Annotated in this window: 15 protein-coding genes and 1 pseudogene; 7 read left to right on the forward strand and 9 right to left on the reverse strand. The window is 70.2% G+C overall.

Translation table 11 applies throughout. The annotated features are described in order from the left end of the window. Positions 1 to 24 precede the first annotated feature (24 nt). Positions 25 to 1365, forward strand: coding sequence for a 4-aminobutyrate--2-oxoglutarate transaminase (gabT, locus tag ACIREO_RS00330; protein WP_404102896.1), 1341 nt, complete (start codon positions 25 to 27; stop codon positions 1363 to 1365). A 390-nt stretch (positions 1366 to 1755) separates the two neighbouring features. Continuing rightward, entirely contained in the window at positions 1756 to 2313 is a 558-nt protein-coding gene (locus ACIREO_RS00335; protein ID WP_404102899.1) for a phosphatase PAP2 family protein, read from the forward strand. Here ACIREO_RS00335 and ACIREO_RS00340 read toward each other — a convergent pair. The 8 genes and pseudogenes from ACIREO_RS00340 to ACIREO_RS00375 all read right to left on the reverse strand — a co-directional run. Then, positions 2298 to 3317: pseudogene (locus tag ACIREO_RS00340) on the reverse strand (chitinase); the annotation flags it as partial. The gene ACIREO_RS00335 and the pseudogene ACIREO_RS00340 sit on opposite strands and share 16 nt — an antisense overlap. Positions 3318 to 3603: 286 nt before the next feature. After that, complete coding sequence (locus tag ACIREO_RS00345; protein WP_404102902.1) at positions 3604 to 4062, reverse strand: hypothetical protein; 459 nt, start codon at positions 4060 to 4062, stop codon at positions 3604 to 3606. Between the two features lie 126 nt (positions 4063 to 4188). Further along, the gene (locus tag ACIREO_RS00350) at positions 4189 to 5604 is read right to left on the reverse strand and encodes an NAD(P)/FAD-dependent oxidoreductase (protein WP_404102904.1); all 1416 of its coding nucleotides are present in this window, start codon (positions 5602 to 5604) and stop codon (positions 4189 to 4191) included. A 21-nt stretch (positions 5605 to 5625) separates the two neighbouring features. Then, entirely contained in the window at positions 5626 to 6429 is an 804-nt protein-coding gene (locus tag ACIREO_RS00355) for an ABC transporter permease (RefSeq protein WP_404102907.1), read from the reverse strand. Next, complete coding sequence (locus ACIREO_RS00360; protein ID WP_404102910.1) at positions 6429 to 7352, reverse strand: ABC transporter permease; 924 nt, start codon at positions 7350 to 7352, stop codon at positions 6429 to 6431. Before ACIREO_RS00360 ends, ACIREO_RS00355 begins: the two co-directional genes overlap by 1 nt. Then, positions 7349 to 8524 carry an ABC transporter ATP-binding protein gene (locus tag ACIREO_RS00365; protein WP_404102912.1) on the reverse strand — a complete coding sequence of 392 codons (1176 nt, stop codon included), beginning with the start codon at positions 8522 to 8524 and terminating at the stop codon, positions 7349 to 7351. The genes ACIREO_RS00360 and ACIREO_RS00365 overlap by 4 nt, the downstream gene beginning before the upstream one ends. Before the next feature lie 50 nt (positions 8525 to 8574). After that, positions 8575 to 9822 (reverse strand): spermidine/putrescine ABC transporter substrate-binding protein, encoded by a 1248-nt coding sequence (locus ACIREO_RS00370; protein ID WP_404102915.1) that lies wholly within the window; start codon positions 9820 to 9822, stop codon positions 8575 to 8577. Between the two features lie 48 nt (positions 9823 to 9870). Next, on the reverse strand, positions 9871 to 11385 hold the full coding sequence (locus ACIREO_RS00375) for a gamma-aminobutyraldehyde dehydrogenase (protein WP_404102917.1): 1515 nt from the start codon (positions 11383 to 11385) through the stop codon (positions 9871 to 9873). Between the two features lie 218 nt (positions 11386 to 11603). Between ACIREO_RS00375 and ACIREO_RS00380 the strand changes: the two genes are divergently transcribed. Next, on the forward strand, positions 11604 to 12143 hold the full coding sequence (locus tag ACIREO_RS00380) for an NADAR family protein (protein ID WP_404104429.1): 540 nt from the start codon (positions 11604 to 11606) through the stop codon (positions 12141 to 12143). 100 nt (positions 12144 to 12243) lie between these two features. Here ACIREO_RS00380 and ACIREO_RS00385 read toward each other — a convergent pair whose 3' ends face one another. Beyond that, positions 12244 to 12993: a DUF4190 domain-containing protein gene (locus tag ACIREO_RS00385; RefSeq protein WP_404102920.1), complete on the reverse strand. Its 750-nt coding sequence runs from the start codon at positions 12991 to 12993 to the stop codon at positions 12244 to 12246. Between the two features lie 118 nt (positions 12994 to 13111). Here ACIREO_RS00385 and ACIREO_RS00390 point away from each other — a divergent pair, with 118 nt between their 5' ends. Genes ACIREO_RS00390 through ACIREO_RS00405 form a run of 4 tightly spaced genes read left to right on the forward strand, consistent with a single transcriptional unit; the run spans position 13112 to position 16963 of the window. After that, the gene (locus ACIREO_RS00390) at positions 13112 to 14146 is read left to right on the forward strand and encodes an adenosine deaminase (protein WP_404102923.1); all 1035 of its coding nucleotides are present in this window, start codon (positions 13112 to 13114) and stop codon (positions 14144 to 14146) included. A gap of 22 nt (positions 14147 to 14168) precedes the next feature. Next, on the forward strand, positions 14169 to 14873 hold the full coding sequence (locus ACIREO_RS00395) for a glycerophosphodiester phosphodiesterase (RefSeq protein ID WP_404102925.1): 705 nt from the start codon (positions 14169 to 14171) through the stop codon (positions 14871 to 14873). Positions 14874 to 14924: 51 nt separating this feature from the next. Next, complete coding sequence (locus ACIREO_RS00400; protein WP_404102928.1) at positions 14925 to 15731, forward strand: SAM-dependent methyltransferase; 807 nt, start codon at positions 14925 to 14927, stop codon at positions 15729 to 15731. Beyond that, positions 15731 to 16963, forward strand: coding sequence for a serine hydrolase domain-containing protein (locus ACIREO_RS00405; protein WP_404102930.1), 1233 nt, complete (start codon positions 15731 to 15733; stop codon positions 16961 to 16963). The genes ACIREO_RS00400 and ACIREO_RS00405 overlap by 1 nt, the downstream gene beginning before the upstream one ends. Positions 16964 to 16965: the final 2 nt, after the last annotated feature.

Raw genomic sequence — 16965 nt, forward strand, 5'->3', positions numbered from 1 at the left:
CCGAAACACCCCCAGGAGCCCCGCATGTCCGACATCCCGCAGGAGCGCCGCCTCGTCACCGCCATCCCCGGCCCGAAGTCGGCCGAGCTGCAGGCCCGCCGTATCGCGGCGGTCGCCGCAGGTGTGGGTTCCACGCTGCCCGTCTTCACCGCCCGGGCGGGCGGCGGAATCATCGAGGACGTGGACGGCAACCGGCTGATCGACTTCGGTTCCGGGATCGCCGTGACCTCGGTGGGCGCCTCCGCGGAAGCGGTCGTACGCCGCGCCTCGGCGCAGCTCGCCGACTTCACCCACACCTGTTTCATGGTCACGCCGTACGAGGGGTACGTCGAGGTCTGTGAGCAGCTCGCCGAGCTGACGCCGGGCGACCACGCCAAGAAGTCGGCGCTGTTCAACTCGGGCGCCGAGGCCGTCGAGAACGCCGTCAAGATCGCCCGGGCCTGGACCAGGCGCACCGCGGTCGTCGTCTTCGACCACGGCTACCACGGCCGGACGAACCTCACGATGGCGCTGACGGCGAAGAACATGCCGTACAAGCAGGGCTTCGGTCCGTTCGCGCCCGAGGTCTACCGCGTGCCGGTGGCATACGGCTACCGCTGGCCGACCGGTGCCGAGAACGCCGGCGCCGAGGCGTCCGCGCAGGCCATCGACGAGATCACCAAGCAGATCGGCGCGGACAACGTCGCCGCGATCATCATCGAGCCGGTCCTCGGCGAGGGCGGTTTCATCGAGCCGGCCAAGGGCTTCCTCCCGGCGATCGCGCGGTTCGCGAAGGAGAACGGCATCGTCTTCGTCGCGGACGAGATCCAGTCCGGCTTCTGCCGCACCGGCCAGTGGTTCGCCTGTGAGGACGAGGGCATCGTGCCCGACCTGATCACCACGGCGAAGGGCATCGCGGGCGGCCTCCCGCTCTCCGCGGTGACCGGCCGCGCCGAGATCATGGACGCCGCCCACGCCGGCGGCCTCGGTGGGACGTACGGCGGAAACCCGGTGGCGTGCGCGGGTGCGCTCGGCGCCATCGAGACGATGCGTGAGCTGGACCTGAACGGGAAGGCCAAGCGCATCGAGGAGGTCATGAAGGGCCGCCTCGCCGAGATGGCGTCGAAGCTCCCGAACGGCGACATCATCGGCGACATCCGCGGCCGCGGCGCCATGATCGCGATCGAACTGGTGAAGTCCGGCACGAAGGAGCCGGACGCGGCCGCCGCGGGGGCACTGGCGAAGGCCTGTCACACCGAGGGGCTGCTGGTGCTGACCTGTGGCACCTACGGCAACGTCCTGCGCTTCCTGCCGCCGCTCGTCATCGGCGAGGACCTGCTGAACGAGGGCCTGGACATCATCGAGCAGGCGTTCGCTCGGCTCTGACGCGTGCGTGTCGCCCGGGCGCCCGGGTGTCGTCCCCCGCGGCGGCGACCGGTGCCCGGGTGAGAGCGTGTGAAGAAGGTGTGCGGGGGCGATGGCGGGATACCGTTGCCACTTCCGGTGCCTCCTTCCTCTGACGTACGGTTTTCCCAGATGAGAGAAACACCCCGCCCGCAGGGGACTGCGGGTGATGCCGGGCCGGAGCTCCCCCAGCTCCGTACCGGCCGTGCCATCGCGCACACCGCTGGAGCCTCGAGCTCCGGGACTCCTCACCGATCGGATGGCCGCTCGCCCCACACCCCCCGGGGCGCGCGGCAAACCGATCCGACCGGCCACCTCGGAACAATCCCCCCTGTTCCCGGGTGGCCGGTTCTTCTCGTTCCGGCGGCCTGTGTGCTGCTGGCCCTCTTCCTCGTGATCACCTGGCAGGTGCTGGCCGACGGTCCGCTGCTCGGTCCCGACGAGCGGCTCGGCCTGGAGCTGGCCGGGCGCGGCCCCGCCCCGCTCGCGGACCTCTTCGCCGACCTCGGCAACATGCAGGTCGCCCTTCCCGTGCTGGCGTGCGCGGTCCTCGCCGCCTGGTTCCGCCGCGCCAGGCGCGCGGCGCTGTACGCCGCCCTGACCATGGCCGCCGTTCCGGCTCTCGTCGTCCCGCTCAAGCTGTGGACGGACCGTCAGGGCCCGCTGACGGAGGCGACCGGCTATTACCCCTCGGGGCACACGACCACGGCGATGGTGGCGTACGGGGCCGCGGCCCTGCTGCTGGCCCCGTACCTGAAGCGGTCATGGGTGACGCCCGCCGCCGCCGTCCTGCTCACGGCGGCGACGAGCGTCGGTCTGGTGCTGCGCGGCTACCACTGGCCGCTGGACGTGGTGGCCGGCTGGTGCGTCGGCGGGGTACTGCTGCTCGCCCTGTGGGCGGGCAGCAGGAGTGGTCAGTCGCCGAAGTAGGCGTCGAAGTTCTTGGAGAACTCCCAGTTGTTGAAGCGGTCCCAGTTGATGGACCAGGTCATCAGCCCGCGCAGCCCCGGCCAGGTGCCGTGCGTCTCGTAGGACCCGCAGTCGGTCTTCTTGGTCAGGCAGTTCAGCGCCCTGGTGACCTCGGCGGGTGAGGTGTGGCCGTTGCCCGCCTGGGTGGAGGCCGGGAGGCCGAAGGCGACCTGTTCGGGGCGCAGCGCCGGGAAGACCTTGGTCCGGTCACCCGCGACGGGGAAGCCGGTGAGCAGCATGTCGGTCATGGCGATGTGGAAGTCGGCGCCGCCCATGGAGTGGTACTGGTCGTCCAGGCCCATGATCGAGCCCGAGTTGTAGTCCTGGACGTGCAGCAGGGTGAGGTCGTCACGCAGGGCGTGGATGACGGGCAGGTAGGCCCCGGCGCGCGGGTCCTGGCCGCCCCAGGGGCCGGATCCGTAGTACTGGTAGCCGAGCTGCACGAAGAAGGTCTCGGGGGCCATGGTGAGGACGAAGCCGTCGCCGTACTTGGCCTTGAGGGACTTCACGGCGGAGATCAGGTTCACGATCACCGGGGTCGTGGGGCTGCGGAAGTCGGTGTCGCCTGTGTTCAGCGAGAGCGAGTGGCCCTCGAAGTCGATGTCCAGGCCGTCGAGACCGTAGGTGTCGATGATCTTGGACACCGAGGAGACGAAGGTGTCGCGGGCGGCGGTGGAGGCGAGCTGGACCTGCCCGTTCTGGCCGCCGATGGAGATCAGGACCTTCTTGCCCGCGGCCTGCTTGGCCTTGATGGCCGCCTTGAACTCCGCCTCGCTCTCCACGTTCGGGCATTCTCCCCCACCGGGGCAGAGCGAGAAGCGGATGTCACCGGAGGTGACGGAGGTGGGCTCGCCGAAGGCGAGGTTGATGACGTCCCACGAGTCGGGGACGTCGGCCATCCGCGTGTATCCGGAGCCGTTGGCGAAGCTGGAGTGGAGGTAGCCGACGAGGGCGTGGTCCGGGAGGCCGGCGTCCGCACCTTCCCCGGCGTCCGCGGCCGTGGCGTGGGCGGCCGTGGCGTGGGCGGCCGTGGCGTGGGCGGCGGCAGTGGCGCCCACGGCGGCCGGTGCCGTGGCGACCAGGGCACCGGCGGCGAGCAGGGCGGCCGAGAAGACGGCCAGAAGTCCGGAGAGACGGACGGATGGTCTGGATCCGGTGCGTTCCACAACAGCCTCCGCGCAGGGGGGAATTGAGTGCTCCGCGCACAACATGGTCCAGACCAATCAGGTTGTCAAGACCTCTGGTGCCGCCTCACCCGTCGTCACGCGCCGCCCGGGAAGCCACGGCCTCGTGCAGGGCGAGCTCCAGGACGGCGGCGTCGGTGAGCGTGCCGGAGCCGTCCGGCGGGATCAGCCATCGCACCCCGCCCACGGCGCTGCCCGGGCGGGGGACGACGATCCAGGTCCCCCCGCCGACCCCGCGAATACCCGTCCCGACCCAGCGGGCCGCCGTGCCCGGGGGCACGAAGAAGCCCATCCGGGACTCGCCGAAGTCCGCGAGGACGGGCCCGGGCCTGTCGAGGAGCCGGGTGAGCACATCGAGCGTCGGATAGCCCAGCTCCCCCGGAACGATCAGCACGTCCCAGCGCTTCCCGGCGGGCAGGAACACCATCCCCCGGGGATCGCGCGCCCATTCCCTCCGGCAGGCGCCCGGATCCGGTGCCACCGACGCGAGCCATACGACCGCGGCTTCCGCCCGCGTGCCGGCCATGGACTGCCTCCCTCTCCCTGTGGCGCCGGCAGGGTTCTGCCGGTGCGTTCAAGGGAGAGAGAGGGCAGGACCCGGATCATGACGCGGGTTCGGCTACCGATCGGTAGTGACCTGGGTCACCCTGGCTCAGCTGTCGAAGCCGAGCCCCAGCCGGTCCATGGCCCGCAGCCACAGATCGCGGCGCCCGCCATGGCTGTCCGCCCGGGCGAGGGACCTCTTGGTGAGTGCGATCCCGGTCCAGGCGAACGGCTCGGGCGGGAAGGGCATCGGCTTGGAGCGGACCATGTCGAGCGCGGTCCGCTCGGTTTCCCGGCCCGACAGCAGGTCGAGCATGACCTCGGCGCCGAAGCGCGTGGCCCCGACGCCCAGCCCGGTGTATCCGGCGGCGTACGCGACCCGGCCGCGATGTGCTGTGCCGAAGAACGCGGAGAACCGGGAGCATGTGTCGATCGCGCCGCCCCACGCATGACTGAAACGCAGACCGGACAACTGGGGAAAGCACTCGAAGAACTGCCCGGCGAGCTTGAGGAAGGTCTCCGGCCGCTGGTCCAGCGAGGCGTTCAGCCGGCCGCCGTACGGATAGACGGCGTCGTATCCGCCCCACAGGATCCGGTTGTCGGCGGAGAGACGGAAATAGTGGAACTGGTTGGCGCTGTCGCCCAGTCCCTGACGGTTGTGCCAGCCGACCGAGGCGAGCTGATCCGCACTCAGGGGCTCGGTCATCAGCGCGTAGTCGTACACCGGGACCGTGTACGGGCGCACCCGCCTCACCAGCGACGGGAAGATGTTCGTGCCGAGGGCGACGTCGCGGGCGAACACCCTGCCGTACGGAGCGCGCACGGCCGTTCCGGCGCCCGACCGGGCGATTTCCAGGCCGCGGGTGTGCTCGTAGATCCGTACGCCCAGGCCGAGGCATGCCTCCTTGAGTCCCCAGGCGAGCTTCGCCGGATGCAGCATGGCGACGCCGCGCCGGTCCAGCAGTCCGCCCAGGAATGTCGGTGAGTCGACTTCCGCACGCACCTGGTCCCGGTCCAGGAACTCGAGTCCGCCGAGGCCGAGGTCCTCGGTCCGTCGGTGCCACTCCCGTAGCTCGGCGAGCTGGTGGGGCTGTGTCGCCACATCGATCTCACCGGTGCGCTCGAACTCGCAGTCGATGGAGTAGCGGGCGACGGACGCCTCGATGGAGTCGAGGTTCCGCGCGCCCAGCTCCTCCAGCTTCCCGATCTCGTCCGGCCAGCGCTCCAGTCCGTTGGCCAGGCCATGGGTCAGTGAGGCCGCGCAGAAGCCGCCGTTGCGGCCCGAGGCGGCCCAGCCCACCTCGTGGCCCTCGATGAGGACGACATCGCGCCCGGGGTCCCGTTCCTTGGCGACCAGCGCGGTCCACAGTCCGCTGTAGCCGCCGCCGACGACCAGGAGGTCGCACCGCTCGTCGCCGGCCAGCGCGGGCAGGGCTGCGGGCTTTCCCGGGTCGTCCAGCCAGTAGGAAAGGGGGCGTGCGTCGGAGAGTGAGTGTGCGGCAGTACGCATGGCATCCGGCGCCATGGTTTCCAACTCCTTCGGGTGCTACTTTCCGGCGTTGCTCTTCCGCCGGTTCGCGATGAGCTGTCCGGCGAGAACGACGGCCACGGCGATGACGAACATCGCCGTGCCGATGACGTTGATCTGCACAGGTGTTCCACGCTGAGCCGATCCCCAGACGAACATGGGGAACGTCACCGTGGAGCCCGCGTTGAAATTGGTGATGATGAAGTCGTCGAAGGAGAGCGCGAAGGCGAGCAGTGCCCCCGCGGCGATCCCCGGAGCGGCGATCGGGAGCGTCACCCGGACGAACGTCTGCACGGGGCCCGCGTACAGATCGCGGGCGGCCTCCTCCAGCCTCGGGTCCATCGACATCACGCGTGCCTTGACGGCCGTCACCACGAAGCTGAGACAGAACATGATGTGGGCGATCAGCACGGTCCAGAAGCCGAGCTCGGCGCCCATGTTGAGGAAGAGCGTGAGCAGTGAGGCCGCCATGACGACCTCGGGCATCGCCATCGGCAGGAAGATCAGGGAGTTGACCGCGCCGCGGGCACGGAAGCGGTAGCGGACCAGCGCGAAGGCGATCATCGTGCCGAGCACGGTGGCGCCGACGGTCGCCCAGACGGCGATGCGCAGGGAGAGCGACAGCGAACCGCAGAGGTCGGCGACGCCGCAGGGGTCCTTCCAGGCGTCCAGGGAGAACTCCTGCCAGGCGTAGTTGAAGCGCCCCTTCGGCCGGTTGAAGGAGAAGACCATCACGACGACGTTCGGCAGGATCATGTAGGCGAGGGTCAGCAGACCCGCGATCACGACCAGGTTCCGGCGGAGCACACGGAGTACGGGCATCAGACCAGGTCCTCCGTCCCGGAGCGGCGGATGTAGACGGTGACCACGAGCAGGACGACCGCCATGAGGATGAACGAGAGCGCGGCCGCAGTCGGGTAGTCCAGGACTCTGAGGAACTGGGTCTGGATGACGCTGCCGACCATCTTGGTGTCGGTGGAGCCGAGGAGTTCCGCGTTGACGTAGTCGCCGCTGGCCGGAATGAACGTCAGCAGGGTCCCGGAGACGACCCCGGGCATGGACAGCGGCAGGGTCACCTTGCGGAAGGTGGTGGCGGGGGTGGCGTACAGATCGCCCGCGGCCTCGTGCAGCCGGCCGTCGATCCGTTCCAGCGAGGTGTAGAGCGGGAGGATCATGAACGGCAGGAAGTTGTACGTCAGACCGCAGACGACGGCCATGGGGGTGGCCAGGACCCGGTTGTTCTCGGTCCAGCCGAGCCAGGCGGTGACGTCCAGGACATGCAGGGTGTTCAGCACGTCGACGACCGCGCCGCCGTCCGCGAGGATCGTCTTCCACGCCAGCGTCCGGATCAGGAAGCTGGTGAAGAACGGGGCGACGACCAGCACGAGCACCAGGTTGCGCCAGCGGCCCGCCTTGAACGCGATCAGGTAGGCGAGCGGGTAGCCGAGCAGCAGGCACAGGACCGTGGCGGTGCCCGCGTACAGCAGGGACCTGACGAACTGCGGGTAGTAGTACGCGAAGGCGTCCCAGTACGTCCGGAAGTGCCAGGTGACCTCGAAGCCCTTCTCCAGGGATCCGGTCTGCACGGAGGTCGACGCCTGGTAGACCATCGGCAGCGCGAAGAAGACGAGCAGCCACACGATGCCGGGGAGCAGCAGCCAGTAGGGGACGAGCCGCCTCCGGGTGGACGGCTTGCGGACCTCGGTTTTCGCGGGGTGCGCCGGCGGCGCCTCGGTGACGCTCACGCCACTTCCTCCAGGCCTTCCGCGCCGGCGCTGATGGACTGGGCGGCGTCGAGGCCGAAGGTGTGCTCGGGGTTCCAGTGCAGGACGACGTCGGCGCCGGGGGCCAGCCGGCTGTCGCGCTCGATGTTCTGCTCGTAGACCTGGAGCGCCGTGCCGGCCGGGCTCTCGACGACGTACTGCGTGGAGACGCCGATGAAGCTGGAGTCGGTGATGCGGCCGGTGACCCGGTTCCTGCCGTCGGGTATCCCGGCCGCGTCGGCGGAGTGGGTGAGGGAGATCTTCTCGGGGCGTACGCCGACGAGCAGCTTCCCCCCGCTCTCCGCGGGGGACGAGCACCGCCCGGCGGGCAGCCTGAGCTTCCCGCCACCGGCCGAGACGACGACGTCCGTGCCCGTGCCCGTGCCCGTGCCCGTGCCCGTGGAGAGGATCTTCCCCTCGATGAGGTTGGAGGTGCCGAGGAAGTTCGCCACGAAGGTGGTCCGGGGGTTCTCGTACAGGTCGGCGGGGGCTCCGAGCTGTTCGACCCGGCCGCCGTTCATCACCGCGACCGTGTCGGCCATGGTCATGGCCTCCTCCTGGTCGTGGGTGACATGGATGAACGTGATACCGACCTCGGTCTGGATCCGCTTGAGTTCGAGCTGCATCTGGCGGCGCAGCTTGAGGTCGAGGGCGCCGAGGGGCTCGTCGAGGAGCAGTACCTGGGGGTGGTTGATGAGCGCGCGGGCGAGGGCGACGCGCTGCTGCTGGCCGCCGGAGAGCTGGTGCGGTTTACGCCGGGCGAAGTCGCCGAGCTGGACGAGGTCCAGCATCTCGCCGACCTGCTTCTTCACCGGCTTGATGCCGCGGCGTCGCAGTCCGAAGGCGACGTTCTCGCTGACGTCGAGGTGCGGGAAGAGCGCGTAGCTCTGGAAGACGGTGTTGACGGGCCGCCTGTAGGGGGGCAGCCCCGTGATGTCGCGGCCGCCGAGCGCGACCGTGCCGGTGGTCGCCTCCTCCAGGCCCGCGATCACGCGCAGGGTGGTGGTCTTGCCGCAGCCGGACGCGCCGAGCAGCGCGAAGAAGGAGCCCTGCGGGACGGTCAGGTCGAGGGGGTGCACTGCGGTGAAGGAGCCGTAGGTCTTGCTGATCCCGGTGAGGCGGACGTCGCCGCCCTCTGTCTGCTGCTGTGTCATGGGTCGCGGTCCCAGTGGTGTCGGAGGAGATCGGGGAGGGGCGGGCCGGGTCAGGCGCCGATGAGCTCGGCGAACTTCTCCTCGTACGCCGTCTCTTCCTCGGGGCTGAGGGAGCGGAAGGCCCGCGACTTCGCGGCCATCGCCTTGTCGGGGAGGATCAGCGTGTTGGACGCCATCGACTCGTCGATCTTCGACAGTTCACCGGCGACCCCGTCCACCGGGCAGACGTAGTTGATGTAGGCGGCGAGCTGGGCCGCGACCGGGAGCTCGTAGTAGTAGTCCATGAGCTTCTCGGCGTTCGTCTTGTGCCGGGCCTGGGCGGGGACCAGCATGTTGTCGCTCGACGTGATGTAACCGGCGGCGGGGATCGTGAACTTGATGGCCGGGTTGTCCGCCTGGAGCTGGATGATGTCGCCCGCCCAGGCCACACAGGCCGCGATGTCGCCCTTGCTGAGGTCCGCGGTGTAGTCGTTGCCGGTGAAGCGGCGTATCTGTTTGGTGTCCACGCCCTTCTGCATCCGGCCGACGGCCGCGTCGAAGTCCGCGTCGGTGAACGACCCGGGGTCCTTCCCCATGTCGAGGAGCGTCATGCCGACCGAGTCGCGCATCTCGGAGAGGAAGGAGACCTTGCCCTTGAGCTCGGGGTCGTCGAGCAGCTGGGTGACGGAGTCGACCCTTCGGCCGCCGGTCGCCTTCTCGTTGTAGGCGATGACGGTCGGGATGCCGGTCCATGGATAGGAGTAGGCGCGTCCCGGGTCCCAGTCGGGCCTGCGGAACTGGGCGGACAGGTTCGCGAAGGCGTGCGGGAGGTTCGCGTGGTCGAGCTTCTGCGCCCAGCCGAGCCGGATGATGCGTGCGGCCAGCCAGTCCGTCACGATGATCAGATCGCGGCCGGTGTCCTGACCCGCCGCGAGCTGCGGCTTGATCTTCCCGAAGAACTCGACGTTGTCGTTGATGTCCTCGGTGTACTTGACCTTGATGCCGGTGCGTTCGGTGAAGGCGTCCAGGGTCGGACGGCTCTTCTCGTCCCCACTGACGTCCATGTACTCGGTCCAGTTGGAGAAGTTGACCTGCTTCTCCGCGGCCGAGTGGTCGTCGGAGGCGGCGGCGTCCCCCGCCCGTGCGGCGGGCGGGATGCCGCACGCGCTCAGCGCGCCGAGGCCGCCGAGCGCGAGGGCTCCCGTGCCCGACGCCCGGAGAAGCGAACGGCGGGTGAGGGCGCCCCTGCCGTCGGTGAGGCTGCGCCTCATGGCGGCCAGCTGTGGCGCGGAGAGGCGCTCGGGCTCGTACTGCTCCATACGCGTGTGCCCTTCCGGGTGAGTGGGGCCGCCGGCCGGCGGCCGCTGCTATCGGTCCCCGAACACGGTGCGGTGCCAGTCCTTCACGGCCACCGCGGTGTTGTCGTACATGACGTGCTTGACCTGCGTGTACTCATCGAAGGAGTACGACGACATGTCCTTGCCGAAGCCGCTGGCCCGGTATCCGCCGTGCGGCATCTCGCTGATGATCGGGATGTGGTCGTTGATCCACACGCAGCCCGCCCTGAGCTCACGGGTGGCGCGGTTGGCCCGGTACAGGCCGGTGCTCCAGGCGGAGGCGGCCAGTCCGTACGGGGTGTCGTTGGCGAGGCGGATTCCCTCGTCGTCGGTGTCGAAGGGCAGCACCACCAGGACCGGGCCGAAGATCTCCGAGGTGACGATCTCGCTGTCCTGGGCGGCCCCGGTGATCAGGGTCGGCCGGTAGTAGGCGCCGTCGGCGAGTGCGCCTCCGGGGGCCTCGCCGCCGGTGACGACGGTGGCGTAGGCGCGGGCACGGTCGACGAATCCGGCGACGCGGTCGCGGTGCTGACGGCTGACCAGCGGGCCCAGGTCGGTGGCCGGGTCGAAGGGGTCACCGAGCCGCACGCTCTCCATCAGGGCGGCGACACCGCTCACGAACGCGTCGTGGAGGGGGCGCTGGACATAGGCGCGGGTGGCGGCGGTGCAGTCCTGGCCGGTGTTGATGAGTGACGCGGCGACCGCTCCCTGGACCGCGGCGTCGAGGTCGGCGTCGTCGAACACGAGGAAGGGCGCCTTGCCGCCGAGTTCCAGGTGCAGGCGCTTGACGGTGGAGGTGGCGAGCGCGGCGACCCGCTTGCCGACGGCGGTGGATCCGGTGAAGGAGGTCATCACGACGTCGGGGTGGCTCACGAGGTGCTCCCCCGCGTCCCGTCCGGCGCCGGAGACGATGTTGATCACGCCGTCGGGGATGCCGGCCTCCGTGGCCGCCTGCGCGAACATCAGCGAGGTCAGAGGCGTGATCTCGGCGGGCTTCAGCACGATGGTGTTGCCCGCGGCGACAGCCGGAAGGATCTTCCAGGCGGCCATCTGGAGCGGATAGTTCCAGGGCGCGATCGAGCCGATGACGCCGAGGGCCTCACGGCGTACGTAGGAGGTGTGGTCGCCGCTGTACTCCCCCGCCGACTTCCCTTCGAGGTGGCGGGCCGCCCCGGCGAAGAACGAGGCGTTGTCGACCGTGCCGGGAACGTCGAACTCCGTGGAGAGCTTGACCGGCTTGCCGCACTGCAGCGACTCGGCGTACGCGAGGTCATCGGCCTGCCCGGCGAGTACGGCGGCGAAGCGGTGCAGCGCCTCGGAGCGTTCGGCCGGGGTCCGCCCGGACCAGCCGGGGAACGCCTCCCGGGCGGCGGCCACGGCCGCGTCGACGTCGTCGGTGCCCGCGAGTTCGTAGCGGTGGACCGTTCTGCCCGTCGCGGGGTCCACCACGTCCTGATGGCGCCCCGACGTGCCGGGACGCAGCCGTCCGCCGATGTACTGCGCACCTCCGGCGAAGCGGTCCTGCACCTGGAAACCGTTGCCCATGACGCTCTCCTCCGCCGCCCCTGTGACCAAGGGCTGCGTAGCTTCTTCTCGAATTGAGTGCCGATCCTGACAGAGGGGACCTCCACCAACAAGTGATTCCGTTGTTTCCTTTTGGTTACGCGACGGAATCTGTCGACGATGTGTCTCGCGCGTACGGAAATCCCTGTACCGGGTGTCAGTGGCGGATGCCAGACTCGGCTGCCATGGGACAGGAACACATGGACGGCCTCGTGGCACGGGCGGCCCGCGGGAAGAACGTGAAGTACCTGCCGTTCTGGGGGCATCGGCCCCGCTCGGACGGCAGACTCGGGGAGAGCTGTCTCAGTCAGTGGTGGCCGTCGCCGTTCACGGTCGATTCGGTCACCTACGCCTCGGCGGAGCACTGGATGATGGCCGGCAAGGCGCGGCTCTTCGGGGACGTCGAGGCAGAGGCCCGAGCGGTGGCGGCGAGCAGTCCCGCGGCGGCGAAGAAGGTGGGCAGGCTGGTCAGGGGCTTCGACGACGACGTATGGGCACAGGAGCGGTTCACCCTGGTCGTCGAGGGCAGCGTGCACAAGTTCGGTCAGGACCCGGAGCTGCGGACGTATCTGCTGAGAACCGGGGAGCGTGTGCTCGTCGAGGCCAGTCCGATGGACCGGATATGGGGCATCGGCCTCGCCAAGGACGATCCACGCACCGCCGACCCCGCGTCGTGGCGAGGGCTGAACCTGCTGGGCTTCGCGCTCATGGAGGCACGTGAGCGGCTACGCGCGGGGTGACACGGAGGCACGTACACCGCTGCGCGCGGGGTGACACGGCGCGTGGCCGGGCCCGGGGCACGCTCCCCCGGCCCGGCCACGGACAGCCGTTCACCGTCGGTCAGCCGGCGGTGCCGACGACCAGTGATGTGGCGTAGGGATCGTCGTAGTCGTAGCTGCTGTCCGACTCATCGTTGGCGACGGCCCAGATCAGGAAGCCGAGGAAGACGGCGCTGATCGCGATCGAGACCGATCCCAGGATGATCCCGGCGAGGGCCATACCCCCGTTGTTCGCCTCGCCCCGCTTGGCCCGGCCCCGGCCGATGATGCCGAAGATCAGGGCCAGGATGCCCAGGATGATGCCCAGCCCCCACATGCAGAAGCCGACCACCGCGATGATGCCGAGGACCATCGCCGCGACACCCAGCCCGTTCGCGGGTGCCGGGCCCCAGGGCTGCTGGCCACCGTAACCGGGGTATCCCGGGTAGCCGTACGCCGCCGAGGGCGCGGCGGGAGCGGCCGGGTAGCCGTACGCCGCCGAAGGCGCGGCGGGAGCGGCCGGGTAGCCGTACGCCGCCGAAGGCGCGGCGGGAGCGGCCGGGTAGCCGTACGGGCCCGGTTCCCCCGACCCGTTCGGCCCGACCGGCGGCGCGGGCACAGGGGGCTGCTGGGGGCCGAAGGATCCGGCCTGGCCGGGTATGGGCCCGGTGCCCGAGTCGACACCCGGTATGGACGCGACCGTGGGCTGGTTGTGCACTGCGGGCGGGACGGCGTCCGCGGGCTGCTTTCCCAGCTCGACCCTGCTGTCCGGCGGAGCCCACGGATCGCGCGGCGCGCCCTCGCCCCCGGGCTGCTGTGTGTTGTCTGACATGGGCCTCCCCCATCGTGGTCCCGCCATGCTACGGCCCGGGTTCCCGCCACAGGGCCCCGCCTACGATGATCGATGCAGCCGGTACACCCGGCCCACATCAGAGATCGGGGAGTATCCGATGAACGACCTGCACCCCTTCATCGCGGGGCTGCCCAAGGCTGAGCTCCACGTCCATCACGTCGGTTCGGCCTCGCCCCGCATCGTGGCCGAACTGGCGGCCCAGCACCCCGACTCCAAGGTCCCCACGGACCCGGAGGCACTGTCGGACTTCTTCACCTTCACCGACTTCGGGCACTTCATCGACGTCTATCTCTCGGTCGTGGACTTGGTCCGCACCCCCGAGGACGTCCGGCTGCTGACCTTCGAGATCGCCCGGGACATGGCACGGCAGAACATCCGTTACGCGGAGCTGACCGTGACCCCGTTCAGTTCGACCCGCCGGGGGATCCCCGAGCAGGGCTTCATGGAGGCCATCGAGGACGCCCGCAGGGCGGCCGAGGCCGAGCTCGGCGTGGTCCTGCGCTGGTGCTTCGACATCCCGGGCGAGGCCGGCCTGGAGGCTGCGGAGGAGACGACCCGGCTCGCCGTCGACCTGCGGCCCGAGGGACTGGTCTCCTTCGGTCTGGGCGGCCCCGAGGTCGGAGTGGACCGTCCTCAGTTCAAGCCGTACTTCGACCGCGCGATCGCCGAGGGCCTGCACTCCGTCCCGCACGCCGGGGAGACCACGGGCCCGGGGACCATCTGGGACGCGCTCACCGCGCTGCGCGCCGAGCGCATCGGCCACGGCACGAGCTCCACCCAGGATCCGAAGCTGCTGGCCCATCTCGCCGAGCACCGCATCGCCCTGGAGGTGTGCCCCACGTCGAACATCGCCACCCGCGCGGTCACGGACCTGGACCGCCACCCGATAAAGGAGATGGTCGAGGCGGGCGTCCTCGTCACGGTCAACAGCGACGACCCGCCCATGTTCGGCACCGACCTCAACAACGAGTACGGGGTGGCGGCGCGGCTGCTCGGCCTGGACGAGCGCGGAGTGGCCGGTCTGGCGAAGAACGCCGTGGAGGCCTCGTATCTGGACCCGGCCGGCAAGCGGACGCTGGCCGCCGAGATCGACACGTACACGACGAACTGGCTGGAGGCTCCCGGCCGGTGACCCGGCCGGTCAGAATGGTCCTATGACCACCACTGTCACCGCCGTGGCACACCGCGGCGATCCTTACCGTGCCCGCGAGAACACACTCCCCTCGATCCGGTCCGCCGTGCGACGGGGGGCGGACGCGGTCGAGATCGATGTCCGCGTCACCCGGGACAAGGTGCCCGTGCTGCTCCACGACTCCACGCTGGACCGCCTGTGGGGCCACGACGTCCGTATCGACCGCCTGGACCACCGGGAGCTGAAGGAGAGGACCGGCGGCGGGGTGCCCACGCTGAGCGAGGCGCTGTCCGCCGCCGGTGACCGGCGGGTCATGGTCGACCTTCCCGGCGCGACCGACGCCTCCGTGCGGGAGATCGTCGGTGCGGTGCGGGAGTGCGGGGCGCAGGAGCGCGTGTACTACTGCGCGGACACGCACGCGATGCTGCGCGTGCGCGCCGCCGATCCGTCCGCCGAGATCGCGCTGACCTGGACGACCCTCGCACCTCCGCGCGCCGTCCTGCTCGAAGCGGTGCGGCCGCGCTGGCTGAACTATCGCTTCGGGCTGCTGAGCCGCGAACTGGCCGACCGTGTCCACTCCGACGGGCTGCTGGTCTCCGCGTGGACGGCGGACACCCGGCGTACCATGCGCCGGCTGATCGCGTACGGAGCCGACTCGGTCACCACCAACCGGATCGACGCGCTCCGGTCCGAGTTGGCGAACTCCCCTTCTGGGGACGCTCCTTGATCGGTCCGGCATCATGGGCGGTCCGTACCGTCCCTGAGCCCAGGAGCAGACGTGACCGAGCCCGGTCCCCGTAGCGCGCCCTCCCGTGTCCGCGCCGACATCGCCCACAACGCCCGGGTGTGGAACTACTGGCTGGGCGGCGGCGACCACTACCCCGTCGACCGCGTGGTGGGTGACCGGGTCACCGGCATGTATCCGAGCATCGGCGAAGTGGCCCGCGCCGACCGGGCGTTCCTGGGCCGGGCCGTGCGTCATCTGGCCGGTGACGCGGGGATCGGCCAGTTCCTGGACATAGGCACAGGACTGCCGACCGCGGACAACACCCATGAGGTCGCCCAGCACACCGCGCCCGACGCCCGCGTCGTCTATGTCGACAACGACCCGATCGTCCTGGCGCACGCGCGCTCCCTGCTCAGCAGCTCGCCCGAGGGCGCCACCGAGTACATCGACGCGGACGCCCGGGATCCGGAGCGGATCCTGCGCGCGGCCGGCCGCACTCTGGACCTCGGGCGCCCGGTGGCCGTGATGATGCTGGGCATCCTCAACTTCGTCCTGGACACGGACGAGGCGCGGTCCATCGTGACGAAGCTGATGGACGCCCTGCCTTCCGGCAGCCATCTGGTGCTCACCCACCCCACGCTGGAGCTGGGCGGCGAGGGCAACGAGGACGCGATGCGCTTCTGGAACGAGAACGCCACCCCGCCGATCACCGCTCGCAGCCGCTTCGAGTTCGCCTCGTTCCTCGACGGGCTGGACATCCTGGAGCCGGGCATCGTGTCCTGCTCCCGCTGGCGGGCGGGCTCCGCGGGCCGGACCCCCGAGGTCGCCCAGTTCGGCGCGGTGGGCCGGAAGCCCTGATGCGGGGAGCCCGGATACGGAGACCGGGGGCGCTGTGGCCCGCACGCGAGGCCTGGGCGGCCGACGTCGGCATCGTGCCCGCGGGGCCTGCCGCTCCGGCCGCCCTCGCGAGCCCCACCACCCCTCCGCCACCCACAGCCGAGGCACGCACGCACACCGTCCCCGAAGCGGACGCCGAAGCCCTGAGCGCGGCGATCTCCGGGCTGCCCGCCGACGACGCCACCGCCGCGCTCGTCCGGGTCGGTGGCACCGACGGCAGCTGGCGTGGGAGCTCGGGTGTGCACGATCTGGTCTCGAACCGTCCGGCCGACCCGGCGGCGCGCTTCCGGGCCGGGTCGGTGACCAAGGTCTTCACCGCCGCCGCGGTCCTGCAGCTGGCCGGGGAGCGGAAGCTGGACCTCGACCGCACGGCCAGGCACTACCTCCCGGACCTGATCCCGGCGGCCTACGGCGAGGTCACCGTCCGGCAGCTGCTCAATCACACCAGCGGGATACCGGCCGCGCGGATGCCCGGCAACAGCCGGGAGGAGGCGTACGCCCACCGCTTCGATCTGCACACACCGCGCGAAATGGTCTCCTCGGCCACAGCACAGGCCCCGGAGTTCACGCCCGGCCGCAGCCAGCACTACCTCAACATCAACTACACGGTGCTGGGGCTGCTCATGGAGAAGGTGACCGGCGACTCGTACGCCCACCAGGTGGCTGAGCGCATCCTGCGCCCGCTGGGCCTGCGCTCCACGTCGTTCCCCGGTACCGACCCGGAGGTCCGGGGACCGCACAATCACGGCTATCAGGTCTTCGACACCCCGGGCGGCGGTACGGAGCTGCGGGACGTGACGGTGTGGGGTGTGACCGACACCTGGGCGGCCGGGGACATCGTCTCGACCACCGCCGATCTGGAGCGCTTCACACGGGCGTTGTTCGCCGGGAAGATCGTGCGCGGGCCGCTGCTGGAGGAGATGTTCACGCTGCCCGGCTCCTCGGTGCGTACGTACCTGACGGGTGAACCCGCCGAGCACAGCGCGGGGCTGAGCGTGATGACCCTGGGGGGGCGGGAGGTGTGGGGGAAGTCGGGTGGCCGCTGGGGCTACAACACCCTGGTGGCGGCCACCCGCGATCTCTCAAGAACGCTGGTGTACAGCGTCAACTCCACGGACGCGAAGGGCCAGGGCATGAACGCCACGGCGATGAACGTCGCGGTGGCCGCGTTCGGAGCTCCGCCGGCCGGCTGAGC

Source organism: Streptomyces sp. NPDC102441 (assembly GCF_044765585.1).
GTDB lineage: Bacteria > Actinomycetota > Actinomycetes > Streptomycetales > Streptomycetaceae > Streptomyces.

What these genes read in the sequence shown, in the direction of transcription:
- gabT (WP_404102896.1), top strand. Translation starts at nt 25, where the DNA reads ATGTCCGACATCCCGCAGGAGCGCCGCCTCGTCACCGCCATCCCCGGC.
- ACIREO_RS00345 (WP_404102902.1), bottom strand. Translation starts at nt 4,062, where the DNA reads ATGGCCGGCACGCGGGCGGAAGCCGCGGTCGTATGGCTCGCGTCGGTG.
- ACIREO_RS00350 (WP_404102904.1), bottom strand. Translation starts at nt 5,604, where the DNA reads ATGGCGCCGGATGCCATGCGTACTGCCGCACACTCACTCTCCGACGCA.
- ACIREO_RS00355 (WP_404102907.1), bottom strand. Translation starts at nt 6,429, where the DNA reads ATGCCCGTACTCCGTGTGCTCCGCCGGAACCTGGTCGTGATCGCGGGT.
- ACIREO_RS00365 (WP_404102912.1), bottom strand. Translation starts at nt 8,524, where the DNA reads ATGACACAGCAGCAGACAGAGGGCGGCGACGTCCGCCTCACCGGGATC.
- ACIREO_RS00370 (WP_404102915.1), bottom strand. Translation starts at nt 9,822, where the DNA reads ATGGAGCAGTACGAGCCCGAGCGCCTCTCCGCGCCACAGCTGGCCGCC.
- ACIREO_RS00375 (WP_404102917.1), bottom strand. Translation starts at nt 11,385, where the DNA reads ATGGGCAACGGTTTCCAGGTGCAGGACCGCTTCGCCGGAGGTGCGCAG.
- ACIREO_RS00380 (WP_404104429.1), top strand. Translation starts at nt 11,604, where the DNA reads ATGGACGGCCTCGTGGCACGGGCGGCCCGCGGGAAGAACGTGAAGTAC.
- ACIREO_RS00385 (WP_404102920.1), bottom strand. Translation starts at nt 12,993, where the DNA reads ATGTCAGACAACACACAGCAGCCCGGGGGCGAGGGCGCGCCGCGCGAT.
- ACIREO_RS00390 (WP_404102923.1), top strand. Translation starts at nt 13,112, where the DNA reads ATGAACGACCTGCACCCCTTCATCGCGGGGCTGCCCAAGGCTGAGCTC.
- ACIREO_RS00395 (WP_404102925.1), top strand. Translation starts at nt 14,169, where the DNA reads ATGACCACCACTGTCACCGCCGTGGCACACCGCGGCGATCCTTACCGT.
- ACIREO_RS00405 (WP_404102930.1), top strand. Translation starts at nt 15,731, where the DNA reads ATGCGGGGAGCCCGGATACGGAGACCGGGGGCGCTGTGGCCCGCACGC.